The organism is Calditrichota bacterium, assembly GCA_014359355.1.
Taxonomy (GTDB): Bacteria; Zhuqueibacterota; Zhuqueibacteria; order JANLFK01; family Oleimicrobiaceae; genus Oleimicrobium.
In genome coordinates, this window is the sequence record JACIZP010000218.1 from 1 (window position 1) to 13,512 (window position 13,512).

Consider the following 13,512-nt stretch of genomic DNA (forward strand, 5'->3'; position numbering starts at 1 on the left):
TTTGGCTCCATCGTCAAGTCCTTTGTCGAGGATATTCTCATGCCACCCATCGGTCTACTCCTCGGCAAAGTGGACTTTACCAACCTGTACATTGTCCTTCGCCAAGGGACCACTGCCAAGCCTTATGCCAGCCTTGCGGCGGCAAAACAGGCCGGGGCAGTCACCTTCAACTACGGCCTTTTCATTACCACCTTGATCAACTTCTTGATAATCGGGTTTGCGCTCTTCCTGGTGGTGAAAGGGGTGAACGCCTTGCGGGCAAAAGAAGAGGCGCCTCCAGCGGCACCGACAACCAAGGAGTGCCCGGAATGCCTGTCGGTGATTCCCCTCAAGGCAACGCGTTGTGCGCACTGTGGCATCGTGCTCAAGTGAGGAGCCGTGGCAGATCTCAGAGCGTGTGGCGCCCAGGCCTCGGCACTATGCGGCGCTCTCAAACTCACCAAGGCACATCACCCGACTTGCCATATGGCTTCGTACCCCATCGCCAGGACTTCCCGCACGACCGGGATGTTGGGCAGCCTGACGGGCCGCAGGCCGAAACGGGTGCGGTAGATAGGGCGCACCAGGAAAAGATCTCTCCTCACCAGCCGGAAACCGCATGTCCCGCACAGCCGCTCGAAGTGAGCTATGGTCAGCCCCTGCCGGCGATTTGTCAGGATGTTGTTGACCTGATAGTCTGCCTCATGCACGAGTGTCCCTAGACCGTGGACCACCGGCGCGGGCAGCAAATGAACAAAAGGGCAGAAACGGAGCACAGAGCGCCCCACTTGCTGGTGGCCGGCAAAGGCGGAGTATTTTGGGGGAAAGGAGACAAAGAGGTACCCCCCGACCTTGAGCAGCGCACGGATATTCTCCATTGCTCTTGCTCGCTCGGCGACGTGTTCGATCACGTCCCGCATCACCACCAGGTCGAAACCGGTGCCCACCACCTGGCCGCAGCGTGGATCGGTGATGTCGCCTACGTACACGGGGAGGTCCGGATTCTTGCGCTGGGCAATGGCTACGCGCGTCGGCGAAAGTTCCAGCCCCACTGCCTCTATCCCCTGCTCGTGGAGCACATCGAGGAGCCCTGCCTCGGCACAACCGACTTCCAAGACCCGCATGTCGGAGAAACCAGGGAGGTGCTGGCGAAAGTAGGGGACAAGATAGGACCTGGCGAACGCCTGCTGCTCCTGAAAGTGCTTTTCCGCCATTCGTGCCCCTTTGCCCGCTGCTATCTCACCGGGTAGAGATAGTTTTCTGCCACCTTGATGCGCGTCACCGCGCCAGTGCGGTCGACCTCGAACACCACCGTCTCTCCGTCACTGCTGCGCCTGAATCTGCCCTTCCCCACTGGTTCGAGTTCCACCAAAGCCTCTGCAGGATCGTCTTCCGGCGGATAGCTGAACCCATACAGGTAGAGCCGCCCGTCGAGAATGAGAACATCGGTGCGCCAGTGGGTGGGGTCCTGGTAACTGCCCACAAAACGCACCCAAGTGGAGTCGAAAGCTGGTTGGGCCGGAGCTTCCTCGGCCGCAAGGGCAGGTGCCACGAGTTCGAGCGCCTTGGTCGCAATAGCGCCAGGGTTAAAGTCTTCGGCGTTGATGAAGACAATCGCCGCCAACCTTTCTTCCGGGGAGAAAAGTACCTGCGAGCGGAATCCTGCCACCCAGCCGCCGTGGCCGACCAGCGTCCTCGAGCCAGCACGCCGCACGCTGAAACCGAGCCCATAGCCGCTCTGCCAATCGGGGCGCAGCCAGTGCACACGGTGCATTTCCCGGAGCGTGCTCCCTTTGACCACTGCAGAGGGCGACAGGTCATCGTACCGGAACTGCAAGGAACAGAAACGAGCCATGTCCTCGATGTTGGTGGCAATGTTTGCCGCCGCCGTGAGCCCGCGGGAGTCGGTGAATGGGGCCACCTCCCGTTGGCGTCCTTCGATGTAGCGCAGGTAGCCGGTGGCCAAACCCGGGGTGGTGGTCGTCACCTCCACGCGCGTGGCGGCCATCCCCAACGGGCGCAGGATGTGTTCCTCCACGTACTGAGCGTAGCTGGTCCCGCTTGCCGCTGCAACCACCTCACCGAGTAGCGCCATACCCAGATTCGAATACTTCCAGCGCGTGTCCGGCTGGTAGACCATCTCCTGGCTGGGCAAGGCAGCAATGAGCTGCTCCCTTGTCGGAAAGACGTGGTCGGTCCAATATGGGAACGCGGCCTCGCGAGGAAGCCCCGAAGTGTGGGTCAAGAGCTGGCGGATGGTCACAGGTGGCCATCCTGGCTGCTGGCCCTGAACGGTGAACCACGGCAGATACTTGTGCACCGGGTCATCTAAGGCGAGTTTCCCTGCGTCGCGGAGTTGCATGATTGCCGTGGCGGTGAACAACTTGGTGATGGAGGCAACGCGGAACAGCGTGCGCGGTGTAACCGGCGTCTTCGTGCTGAGATCCGCGTAGCCGAAACCCTTGGCGTACATCAACTCCTGGTCGTGCACAATTCCCACCGCCACGCCGGGCAGGTGGTAGTACTCGATGAGTTCCTCAACCCATTTCTCCAGCAGACTGAGCTTGGCATCAACGCTCCCCTTCTTTGCTGTCTGCGGGAAGGCGGTTGCGGCACAGAGCAGTGCGAGGAGGATGAGTCTCTTCATGCTTGGCCTCCTTGGTTCCCAAGTTTTCATCGCTCGCGTGCGAGGGGGACCACCACTCGCGCTGTCACAGGGAAATGGTCCGAGGGGTACCGGCCGTGGGCGCTGGTGTGATCGATGTGCGCATCCTTGACATTGACACCCGGGGCTGCAAAGATGTAGTCGATCTTCGCACCGCTGCGGTCGCCGGTAAAGGCGTGATAGGTGCCAATGGCCGAAGTGTCGGCGTGGATGGCACGATAGGTATCGACCAAAGGAAACGGGTTGCTCACTTGGCCCCCTTCGTCAGTCGCAAGCTTCGCGCTGCCCTTTAGGAATGCCACTACCGGATTGTGCGGGCCGGCATTGAGGTCGCCCAACACGAACACCGGTGCGGTGGGGCTATGCATGCTGATTCTCTCCGCGAGAAGCTGCACACTCCGCTCGCGCGATCGCTGCGACACATGGTCGAGGTGGACGTTGAAGACTGAGAAGGCCATGCATGTTCTCCGGTGGCGCAGGCGCGCCCAGGTACAGATGCGCGGAATCTGGTTGCCCCAGCTCATGGAGCCAGGCACTTCCGGCGTGTCAGAAAACCAGAAGGTTCCGCTTTCTTCCACCGCGAGGCGGTCCTTCCTGTAGAGGAGCGCTGCAAATTCGCCCGCTTCCGCCCCATCGTCGCGGCCAACGCCCACACACGCGTAGTGCGGCAGAGCCTGGCAGATCTCCTGGAGTTGGAAATGCAACGCCTCCTGCAGCCCGACCACATCGGCGCCATTCTGCTGCAGTAGCTGCACAACCAAATGGCGCCGCTGCGGCCAACTGTTAGGCCCATCGTCGGCGGTACCATGGCGAATGTTGAACGTCATCAAGCCCAGCTCCAGCCCTTCCAGGTCTCGCCCAAGGCCCAACAGGCCACACCCAACGCAGCTCAACGTAAGGGCGATGGCGAGGGCTCCCGGCAGCGTCAGTCCGCGAACTTGAGAACCACGGGGCAGCATAAGGGCACGCTCCTTTGGTCTGTGTGCCTGCCTCTGCCTCGGCACTCACAGCGAGGCAACGTACTCCTGCAGACGGAGCACCTTTGTCGGCTCCGCCTCGTAGGGAAGCACCCCCGTGCCAATGCACGCCCGCGGATGCTGTATGGCCAGTTGCGCGACGCGGTCAGCTTCCCGGAAGATCGCCGCCTCATCTCCGTGCACCAGGACCCAAGGGTCCATGTTGATCCGCACGGTCACGTCCGGGTAGGATTGGGCGACGTTCATGAAAGCCTGTTGCTCGGTCTCCGAGGGACAGATGACGTAGCCTGCACCAGTGCGGAAGAGCATGTCAGCCACCGGGGCGGTGTCCCCGCCCACAATGCACGCTGCTGGCCGACCGAGGAGCTCCGACGCGGCCTTGACCAGGAGGGCAAGCGCAGGAAACTCCACCTCCTCAAACAGGCGCGGCGAAAGGAGCGGCGGCGTGGCTGCCGACTCGAAGATGGTTACCCCAAGGCCGCACGCCTGCGCAGCCGCGCAAAACGCACGCTGTCCCTCCACCAGATGCAGGAGCGCCTGCTTCACCACTTCTGGATCGTTGAGGAGTTCGCAAAGCAGCGTTTCAAAGCCCGCCAGGTTGCTGGCTAAGGAAAAGGGCCCGCTGACCGGGATGTTCACGGTGGCCTCGGGCAGCGCCTGGCGCAAGCGTTGGCCAACCTCCAGCACCATGGGGATGCGGCCGGCGCGTGAAGGGTCCAGCGCAGGCAAGTCGAGGATTTCTCCCACTGCATTGCACGGATGGCTGGTGACTGCGGGCACTCCTTGCCCATCCGGTTGCCCGACCACTGCGCCGTAGGCTTCCGGCTCCAGGTTGTAGACGTCAATTCCCACCACTACCGGCTTGTGCCTATAGAGGCGGAAGGCAGCGGCATGGGCCTGAAACATCAACTCGCCGCTGCGGGAGGTCTCCCAGGGGGTTCTACCGATGAGCCGCGCGGCATGCTCGTACACGGCTGGGGCAAAATCCATGGCGCACCCTTCGCCTTCTGCTATCGACCGGACAGGAGGGCGGCTTGCAGCGAGTTGGCGATGGCATCCAACTCCGTGCGTGCCGCCAGCCGGCCATAGTCCGGACCGAAGCGCAAGCCAAACCCATCCCCCCGGTACCTGGGAAGGACGTGCAGATGCACGTGAAAGACCTCTTGACCCGCAGCCTGCCCATCGGCCAGGTGCAGATTGACTCCCTCGCACCGCAAGCCACTGACGCGCAGGGCGCGCGCCACCTTCTGCGCCACGCGAAACATCTGCGCACCGATTTCCGGATCGAGGTCGGACAGGCCCGAGGCGTGTTCGACCGGAACGACCAGCACGTGCCCCGGGTTCACCGGCCGGATGTCCATGAACGCCCAGCACTGCTCGTCCCGATGCACCACGCTGGCCGGTCTGCTGCCAGCCACAATCTCACAAAACACGCATTCCGCCATCTCTGTACCTTTCCATGCCGTAACTTATTCCTGAATCCACACCTTTCGCAGCCCAGGCACAAACAGGGGCTCCTCGCTCGTGCCGAGGCTCAGCCGCCATGGGCCGCCGCCAATCCGGCACGCAAGAAAGCCAACCCCGCTGCGCCAGAAGTAACCGCGCCCTTTGACCTTTCTCACCGTGGCGGCACGTAGTCGAAAGGCAACTGCTCAGCCAGCCTATCGTGCGACCAACGCCCATAGCGCACCAAGTCAGCGGGTTCCGGCGCATACCCCGCCAGGTTCACCAGCACAGTGTCGCGCGCCAACTTGATGAGCGACACTTGGTAGCTCCCCTGGGTGAACTCGTCCGGCTCTAAGATGTAGACGACCTTGAGAAATCCAGGAAAGTGCAGTCTCAACGTGAACGGGTCCTCTGCCGGCGAAAAGAGCTGCATCTGCTTCGACCTGCTGTCATAGCTGCTCTGCCGATAACTGTAGAGTTTTGGCGTGCGCCACACCGAGAAACCTTCCTCCTTGGTGGTGCCATTGACGAGTGCGTTGAGGAAATGGCGAAAAGAACCGCGGTAGGCGCGCAGACGATTCTGCTCCCAGGCCCGCTCCTCCTCGGGGTCAGCTGGTTCCAGCTGGGTGAACTGTGCCTTTGTCTGATAGTGGGAGGCGTCACCACGCACGGAGAATGAGATGAGCACGGCATGAATTCGGTAACCCAACCCACGGTTGATGATCTCCAAAGGAGCGCTGGCTGAGGCCTGTAGCACCTTGCCCTGCTGATCTCTGGTGAATCCCAGCACCTCTGGGTTGAGGATCTTGCTCTGCCGCGCATTGGCGCTTGTTCCCAAGAAGGCGTGGCAAAAACGCTCCAGGTCTTCGCGCCACTGGCCCAAATCTTCGGCGCGCACCTCTATGGCCGGCACCTCGACAACCGTCGGCTCCAGGTCAAAGTCCACAACCCGACCGTCGTCCTGAGGCATGCGCAACAAGACGGATTCTGCCCGGTACCCGATGCGCGAGGCAACAAGCTCGAACTGGCCCTCAGGTATCCCCCGGATGTGGAAGGAGCCAGTGCTATCGCTGGCGGCCCCAATGGTGCTCTGGGCTATGAAGACGTTCACCAAAGGGAGCGGCTGGCCAGTGGAAGCATCTTTGACTTTGCCTGAAACGACAAAGCGACCAGCGTGGCTCGGAGGTTGCCCGCCGAAGACCAGCAATGGCACGAACACCACCAGCACACCTGCCCCCAGGGCTGGCAGCCACGAGCACAGGGGGTGGCGACGTGGCATCAGCCTGCATCTTCGCCGAGAGTCCGTCGTGCGAGACAACCCGCTCACTTTTCCTCCGGCAGGTAGTCGAAAGGGAGCGCTTCGGCCATGCGGTCCCGCGCCCAGCGCCCGTAGCGCACCAACACACCCTCTTCACCCGTGTACCCCGGCTCGTAGACGATCACCGTATCGGTGAGAGCCTCCAAACAGGAGGTTTGCGCCGGAGAGAAAGAAAACTCGTCCGACTCTTTGTAGTAGACGACCTGAAGATATTTGCCAAAGTGCAGCTTGGTCTCCCCCGGAAAATCACCTGGGGAGAAGAGCTTCTGCAAGGCCTCTTTGCCAAGGTAGACAAAGTACGCCTTCTCAGATGGCGAGCGCACCGCTCCGGCGGCAAAGCCCTCCTCGCTGAGCCGCAGCCTCACCAGGGCCTGATAGAAATGCCGAAAAGAGCCGCGATAGGCCTCCAGCCGCCTCTTTGCCCACTCTTTGCGCTCTTCCTGGCTGCGCGGCTGCAGCTCTTCGAACATCGGCTTGACCACGTACTCACACCTGCCATGGCCAAAGGTGAAGCGGAGGAGCACCGTCGTGATCCGGTAACCGAGGGCTTCGTTCACAATCTCCAAGGCCTCGCTCGCCGTGGCCGTCAACACGCCAGACTCTCTATTTTGCGCAAAATCCAGGTACTCTGGGTTGATGATGCGGCAGCGCTGCGCATTGGCTGTCTGGCCAAGAAATTCGCGGATGAAGATGTTGAGGTTGCGCTCCCAGTCCTTGGCGCGCGGCGCCTCTACTTCCACCGCGGGCAACTGCAGCACGCGTGGCTCGAGGCGAAAGTTGAGCTCCATCGTGCTTGGTGCGGCAAACCGCAGCGGCACCGTCTGCACCTTGTACCCCATCATCGACACCACCAGCTCGTGACTGCCTATGGGAACAGTGCTGATTCGATAGAAGCCCTCCCGGTCCGTGGTGGTGCCAATCATGGTGTTGGCCAAAAAAACGTTGACGAGCATGAGCGGCTGGCCAGACTGGGCATCGACCACCCGACCATACACGGTACACTTGCCCTCCGGCACCCCTCCCTGCCCGACTGCCGCGACGGAGCACCAGAGACCAGCGAGGAGCCAGCCCAAGAGCGGGCCCAGCAAACGAAATGTGAGCCCGTAGGGCCAAACGCTTCTTTCTTTCCGCCCCATGGACGACCGCGGAAACGAGCCTATGGCAGAGCTCGCGCTGGTGCACGCGACGAGGCCCCGGCCGGCGGCGTCTTCTCTTGCGCCTCGACCAGAAGGCCTACGGCGCAGTCCTCCTCGGCATTCATGAGCACCTGCAGCAGCTTACCACCACTGGCCTGCGCCACGTCGATCACGCGCACCACCTGGGCCAGCCACGCGTACTCCGGAAGGAGGACAGGCAGCTGGTTCTCGGCGTGGAGAAAGAACTCCTCGTTAAACACTACGCCATCGTCGTCCGGATAGAGAGGCAGGTAGCGAATGGACGACTCCACCAGGTCCTGGAAAAAGTGGGTGCCAAAGGAGAGCTCAGGCACATAGTTGCCCTTTCGTCGGGCAATCTCGATGAGCATGGCTGCGCAGTTGATATCCGAGTAGGTGACGCTCACACCCAACTTAATGTCACCCCTGCTGCCCCACCGCCCTGGTCCCATGAGGATGAAACGTCGCTTGGGGAGGCGCTTGTTCAGCAAACCGACCACCCGTCCTACCTGCAGGAGCTGCCCGTGGTCAGCGAGCGCGTCATAGGCATTGGGGTCCACATACACGATGTGCGAGATGGCCGGCACTGTTCCATCGGAGACGTAGCGGTTAGCCGTGAAGAGCAATCGCTCCTTGGGAATGTCTCGCGGGATCGCCGAAGGAGCTGCACCGCGGGACCGGCTTTGCGGCCGACACTGCAACAGATAGAGGTCGCGCCCGTCATGGGCGAATTCAATGTCCACCGGCATGCCGAAGGCCTCCCGCAGCACTGCTAACATCGTCCTGATCTGCGCAACAAAGTCGGTGCGCAAGAGCCCCTCAAAGGTCACTACAATGTCAGCGGTGCCCAGGTCGACGTTGTACAGCGAAGTCGGATGGTGCAACATCTGCCCATCGTACAGGGAAATGAGCCACTCCAGCCCGGGGATCTCCCCACCGTGGCGCCGCACCAACTCGCGAAAGTCCACGGTCTGGAAGGTATTGGTGCGCAGGTTGATGAGATCAACCCGCTTGGTGGAATAGCGAACGATCTCATCAGGCGTGGTGTTGACGCGCAGTTGCGGTTGCCCTGGGGCGATCAGGGTCGGGTAGTCGTCGGCGATGCGGTCCACCGCCCTTGTGCCAAGTCCCGGCACCATTCTGATGACCCCATCTTCGCGCCGAATACGCGGGGACCAGCAGAATTCGTTCTGACTGAACGCCACCCCGGCAAACGTGGGCAAGAAGTAGTCGCCCACCCTGTTGCCCACCACCTCCTGAATCATGATCCCCATCTCTTCGTAGAAATCCAGCAGGCCATGCTCGATGCGGTATTCGATGGGGTCCGGGGCAAAAGTGGAAGCATACACTTCCGCAATCGCATCCATCAGCGCCTCGAGGCGCGCCTGCTTGCTGCCCTGATTGGCTAAGAAGAGACTCTTGTACTTGCCCGAAAACACTGCACCGGCGCGATCCTCCAGCAGACTGGAACTGCGCACCACGATGGGCCGCTCACCAAGATCCTCCAGCACTGCGCTCAACCCATTGACGATGCGCGGCGGGAAGTGGGAATGCTTGAAGATCTGAATCAGATTGGGGTACTCGAATCGGATCTCCTCAAGATCCTTGTACTTCTGCTCATGGACATCTTCCAGGCCGTTGTAGTTGAGAAAGTGCGTGAGGCTGTCCGAGGTGATGTACCAGGTCTTGGGCGTGCGCACGTCTCGCAGGAGCGGATACCTGTCCTCAAGGCGGCGAATGACGCGCTCGGCCAAGAAGAGCCCTGCGCTCTTGCCCCCCAGATGGCCATGGCTCTCTTCGTGGTAGACAATGCGGTCGGTGAGCGCGAAGATGTCGCTGAGCGTCACATACTGCTTGGCAACATTGATGAACTCCAACTGCTCGTAGAACAGGCGGCGGATCAGAGAGACCAGAACCCCCTTTTCGTTGGCAGGGGAAAGCTCCACATCGGCGCTGGAACTGAGCCGATAGCGTGAGATGGCATTGATGACCTCGCTGAGGGTGGAGCTGGGATTGTCGATGACGCGCACGAAAAACATCGCCTTGTCCTCCCGGATCCACCGCTCGATAGCCAGCACGATCTGCTCGCCGCTCAAGTGCTCGGCAGCGATCTGAAAAACGCTGTCGCTGAGCGCAAGAATGCGATCCATCGACTGCTTCTGGCTGGGACGGTTGGGGTCCTCCGCCTGCAGTTGGTCGGCGAGGGGCTCGGTGTAGCCGAACTCGTGGAGGAGTCTGACCGCGGGTTCATTGCCTGCACGGCACAGCTGACGGAGCATCTTGCGCGCCAGGTAGATGTACAGCTTGCGGTCCGTCTTGCGTAGCGTTTCCACGATGGCCCGCCACCTTTCGCTCTCGCGACCCGCGGCGCTGTCTCCAATCCTATCCCATTTGCAGTAGAGGCGTTTCAGCTCCAGGTACAGAATCGCATGCGCGAGGCGGTCGGCGATTGTGCGCAACAACTTCTCCTCTTCGGGGAGAAAATAGCCATATCTGCCTTTTGGCACTTCGCTGGCGTAAGAGACCACCACGCGGCCCACGTTCTTGTCCTGCACCACCAAGTCAACGCTCTGCGCAATGGGGCTGTCAACGTATCCCTCCGTCTGAAAGACCCGCCCCTCGTACTCTATCTTCGCTTGGCAGAGCTCAGGATACTGCCACCCGGTCGGGATGACCTTGACAACCTCGCGCAGAGTCTCCTCGAGGTCCTTCGACGTATCGTCCAACGCCTGCTCCACCCGATAGACGCAGTTGAGCTCCTTTTCGCGCTCCTTGAGTTCGCGAATCAGGTTCTCGATGTGTTTGTCATGGTCTGCCATGGCCGACCCCTCACGAGAGTGAGCCCGCCACCACAAGGGCGGACGCTACAGTTTGCTGCACAGGAGAAATATAACACATCTTGCCCGCAAGCGCAACCATGAAAATTGCACTCACCAAACACAAAGGCGTCCTGTATGGACGCCTTTGTGCCAACGTGCACCAGCTACAGTCTCTCGGGGTGCGAACAGGTCAACGCACGCCGCCGGTGGAACTCATCGACTCCTTGCGAGCGGCTGAAAGCGTCGACAGGCAAGGCCGTGCCTACACCCAGCCGCGCATCCTCGTGGCCTGCGCCACGCGGTCAATGGAGATGACGTAGGCGGCATCGCGCATGTACAGATTGCGCCGCTTAGCGAGCTCATACACGGCGTGGAACGCGGTGGTCATCTTCTCGTCGAGCCGCTGCAACACCTCCTCCTTTGTCCAGAAGAAGTTGGTGTTGCACTGCACCTGCTCGAAGTAGCTACAAGTGACGCCGCCGGCGTTTGCCAAAAAGTCCGGAATGAGGAAAATGCCCCGTTCCTGGATAACCTTGTCGGCCTCAAGCGTCGTCGGCCCGTTCGCCCCTTCGGCGATGAGTTTGACGCGCTTGCTGATTTTGCCGACAGTCGCCTCGTTGATCTGGTTCTCAAGGGCAGCCGGGATAAGAATGTCGACGTCCTGCTCGATCCAGGCGTCGCCCGGGAGGATTTCATAGCCGAGTTCTTGCGCCTTGGCTTTGTCAATGGCCCCGAACCTGTTCGTAATCGGCCAGAGCTCCTGCATGTCCAAGCCGGATTCCCGCCTGAAAGTGTAAGCGGCCTTGTCGGCCTCATCCCAATATGAGGCGGCAATGACCTTGCCACCGAGCTTTTGGAACAGGTCAATGGCGTACTGGGCGACGTTGCCGAACCCCTGGCAACTGGCTGTCGTCCCCTTGATGTCGATGCCCAGCTCCTTAAGAGCCTCGCGCACGGTGTAGACCACGCCATAGCCGGTTGCCTCGGTTCTTCCCAAGGAGCCGCCAATGCCCACCGGCTTACCGGTGATTACCCCAGGGTACTTGCCGGCGTGCATGGTCTCGTATTCGTCCATCATCCACACCATGTGCTGGGGGTTGGTGTAGACATCCGGCGCGGGCACATCGCGCACCGGCCCAATGTCCCAGCCCACCTGTCTGACCCAACCGCGGCACAACAGCTCCTGCTCCCGCATGCTGAGGTGGTGCGGGTCACACACGACTCCGCCCTTGCCACCACCCAAAGGGATATCCACCACCGCGCACTTCCAGGTCATCCACATGGCCAACGCACGCACGGTGTCGATAGTCTCGTGGGGATGGAAGCGCACGCCACCCTTGGCCGGGCCACGGGCGTCATTGTGCACGACGCGAAAACCACGGAAGACCTTGACCTCGCCAGAATCCATCCTGACCGGAATGCTGAAATGGTACTCTCGCTGCGTGTTGCGCAGCAATTCCTTGGTTCCCTGGTCCAGTTGGAGCATCTCCGCAACCTTGTCGAACTGCGCCTGCGCCGTTTCGAAGGGGTTATAGCCCTTTGCCTTCATAAGTACTCCTTGTTAGGTTCTCGCCGTCCAACTTGCTTCTCGAACGCCGCCCGCAACGCGTTTGCCCGATTGCCCGTCGTGGCGCACGGGGGCCAAATATACGCAATAAGAAAGAGTTAAACAACCCCTTTTTGCACCCAGGACAGCAGCCGAATGACGCTCCGCTGTTGGCCGACAGCTGGCCGCGGCTGCGAGGCTCCCTCTCGGCGCCCCACTTGGCAGGAAAGCCATCTGCAGGCTCACTTGCTTGCCTCCATTTCCAGAAAGCTCGCTGCCAAATGTGACAATGCGCGCACGCCGACCACCAACGCGCTCTCGTCCACAAAGAAGCGAGGTGAGTGGTTTTCGGCTACGGTGTCCGGGTTGGCGTCGCGGGGAGCAATACCAAGGTTGAAAAACAGCGCCGGGATTTTCTGCGCGTAGTAGGCGAAATCCTCTGCGGTGGTCTTTGGCGGTACCTGGAGCGCTTTGCCGCCTGCTGACACCTGGTGCAGCACCGGCAACATGCGCTCGGTCAGATTCTGGTCATTAACCAGCACGGGGTAGCCCCTGCTGATCTGAACCTGCGCACTGGCACCCCCTGCTTCGGCAATGGAGGTGGCCGTGCGCGTGATGCGGCGATGCAGATCTTCTCGCGTCTGCTCCCCGAAGCTGCGGATCGTGCCCCATAGCTCCACCTGCTCGGGGATGATGTTGTTCCGCACCCCACCGTGAACGCTGCCGATGGTCACGACGGCTGGCGCCTCGGTGAGGTTGATCTGGCGGCTGACGATGGTCTGCAAACCCAGGATGATCTGCGCGCTCACCACCACCGGGTCCACGCCGCGCCAGGGAGCAGCACCGTGCGTCTGTCGCCCCTTCACGGTGATGCGCAGCTCATCCACCGCTGCCATTGCCGGGCCAGGGCAATAGGCAATCGTGCCAGCGGGAAAGGGAAACACATGCAGGCCGAAAATGGCCGAGGGGGCGGGGTTTTCCAACACTCCTTCGGCGATCATCAGCGCTGCGCCGCCTTGTTCGCCCTCAGGGGCTCCCTCCTCAGCCGGCTGGAAGATGAACTTCACCGTGCCGGGAAGGTCGGCGCGCACGCGGGAGAGCACCGCGGCGGTGCCTAAGAGCATTGCCATGTGCGCATCGTGGCCGCAGGCGTGCATCACCCCTACTTCCTGGCCGCGAAAGGTGGTGCGCACACGCGAGGCGAAAGGGAGATCCAGTTCCTCGGTCACGGGCAGGGCATCCATGTCCGCGCGCAACGCCACCACCGGGGTGTCCTTGGCGCCGCGCAGCAGGGCAACGACCCCCGTGTGCGCCACCCCGGTGCGCACCTCCAGTCCCAGCCGCTGCAGTTCTGCGGCCACGACCCCGGCCGTCCGAAACTCCCGGTTCGACAGCTCAGGGTGGCGATGAAAATCGCGTCGCCAGGCAATCACCTGCTCCTCCACCTCCGCGGCCAAACGGTCTATCTCGCTGCTGAGTCTGCTCAGCTTCGCTCCGCGCTGGCGGCCTTCTACGCCACCCGCATAGGCCAGCAATAGACCCAGCACGGAGATTGCACAGCACATGAGGTGAGCCTCACCAGCAACAGCCATACGCGCAATCTCCTCA

At 61.4% G+C, this 13,512-nt stretch carries 11 protein-coding genes; 1 reads left to right on the forward strand and 10 read right to left on the reverse strand.

Features of this window, described 5'->3' with window-relative positions:
- Positions 1–372, forward strand: a 372-nt coding sequence (gene mscL / locus H5U38_09685; protein ID MBC7187292.1) for a large conductance mechanosensitive channel protein MscL, incomplete at its 5' end; no start/stop codon positions are given.
- A gap of 77 nt (positions 373–449) precedes the next feature.
- On the opposite strand, the gene H5U38_09690 is transcribed toward mscL, so the two are convergent.
- The 10 genes from H5U38_09690 to H5U38_09735 all read right to left on the reverse strand — a co-directional run bounded on the left by H5U38_09690 (position 450) and on the right by H5U38_09735 (position 13,469).
- Positions 450–1,193, reverse strand: a complete 744-nt coding sequence (locus H5U38_09690; protein MBC7187293.1) for a class I SAM-dependent methyltransferase — start codon at positions 1,191–1,193, stop codon at positions 450–452.
- Between the two features lie 20 nt (positions 1,194–1,213).
- Positions 1,214–2,626 carry a beta-lactamase family protein gene (locus tag H5U38_09695; GenBank protein ID MBC7187294.1) on the reverse strand — a complete coding sequence of 471 codons (1,413 nt, stop codon included), beginning with the start codon at positions 2,624–2,626 and terminating at the stop codon, positions 1,214–1,216.
- A 26-nt stretch (positions 2,627–2,652) separates the two neighbouring features.
- On the reverse strand, positions 2,653–3,603 hold the full coding sequence (locus tag H5U38_09700) for an endonuclease/exonuclease/phosphatase family protein (protein ID MBC7187295.1): 951 nt from the start codon (positions 3,601–3,603) through the stop codon (positions 2,653–2,655).
- 45 nt (positions 3,604–3,648) lie between these two features.
- Positions 3,649–4,611 carry a hypothetical protein gene (locus H5U38_09705; GenBank protein ID MBC7187296.1) on the reverse strand — a complete coding sequence of 321 codons (963 nt, stop codon included), beginning with the start codon at positions 4,609–4,611 and terminating at the stop codon, positions 3,649–3,651.
- A 20-nt stretch (positions 4,612–4,631) separates the two neighbouring features.
- Positions 4,632–5,066 carry an HIT family protein gene (locus tag H5U38_09710; GenBank protein ID MBC7187297.1) on the reverse strand — a complete coding sequence of 145 codons (435 nt, stop codon included), beginning with the start codon at positions 5,064–5,066 and terminating at the stop codon, positions 4,632–4,634.
- Between the two features lie 173 nt (positions 5,067–5,239).
- Entirely contained in the window at positions 5,240–6,346 is a 1,107-nt protein-coding gene (locus H5U38_09715) for a carboxypeptidase-like regulatory domain-containing protein (protein ID MBC7187298.1), read from the reverse strand.
- Between the two features lie 44 nt (positions 6,347–6,390).
- Complete coding sequence (locus H5U38_09720; GenBank protein ID MBC7187299.1) at positions 6,391–7,401, reverse strand: carboxypeptidase-like regulatory domain-containing protein; 1,011 nt, start codon at positions 7,399–7,401, stop codon at positions 6,391–6,393.
- 140 nt (positions 7,402–7,541) lie between these two features.
- Positions 7,542–10,358 carry a PEP/pyruvate-binding domain-containing protein gene (locus tag H5U38_09725; GenBank protein ID MBC7187300.1) on the reverse strand — a complete coding sequence of 939 codons (2,817 nt, stop codon included), beginning with the start codon at positions 10,356–10,358 and terminating at the stop codon, positions 7,542–7,544.
- A gap of 262 nt (positions 10,359–10,620) precedes the next feature.
- Positions 10,621–11,907 (reverse strand): Glu/Leu/Phe/Val dehydrogenase, encoded by a 1,287-nt coding sequence (locus H5U38_09730; protein ID MBC7187301.1) that lies wholly within the window; start codon positions 11,905–11,907, stop codon positions 10,621–10,623.
- A gap of 239 nt (positions 11,908–12,146) precedes the next feature.
- Entirely contained in the window at positions 12,147–13,469 is a 1,323-nt protein-coding gene (locus tag H5U38_09735) for an amidohydrolase (protein MBC7187302.1), read from the reverse strand.
- Between the last annotated feature and the right edge of the window lie 43 nt (positions 13,470–13,512).

Excerpts from the sequence above, each read along its gene's own strand:
- H5U38_09690 (MBC7187293.1), bottom strand. The coding sequence starts at position 1,193 with ATGGCGGAAAAGCACTTTCAGGAGCAGCAGGCGTTCGCCAGGTCCTAT.
- H5U38_09710 (MBC7187297.1), bottom strand. The coding sequence starts at position 5,066 with ATGGCGGAATGCGTGTTTTGTGAGATTGTGGCTGGCAGCAGACCGGCC.
- H5U38_09695 (MBC7187294.1), bottom strand. The coding sequence starts at position 2,626 with ATGAAGAGACTCATCCTCCTCGCACTGCTCTGTGCCGCAACCGCCTTC.
- H5U38_09705 (MBC7187296.1), bottom strand. The coding sequence starts at position 4,611 with ATGGATTTTGCCCCAGCCGTGTACGAGCATGCCGCGCGGCTCATCGGT.
- H5U38_09735 (MBC7187302.1), bottom strand. The coding sequence starts at position 13,469 with ATGTGCTGTGCAATCTCCGTGCTGGGTCTATTGCTGGCCTATGCGGGT.
- H5U38_09700 (MBC7187295.1), bottom strand. The coding sequence starts at position 3,603 with ATGCTGCCCCGTGGTTCTCAAGTTCGCGGACTGACGCTGCCGGGAGCC.
- H5U38_09725 (MBC7187300.1), bottom strand. The coding sequence starts at position 10,358 with ATGGCAGACCATGACAAACACATCGAGAACCTGATTCGCGAACTCAAG.
- H5U38_09730 (MBC7187301.1), bottom strand. The coding sequence starts at position 11,907 with ATGAAGGCAAAGGGCTATAACCCCTTCGAAACGGCGCAGGCGCAGTTC.
- H5U38_09715 (MBC7187298.1), bottom strand. The coding sequence starts at position 6,346 with ATGCCACGTCGCCACCCCCTGTGCTCGTGGCTGCCAGCCCTGGGGGCA.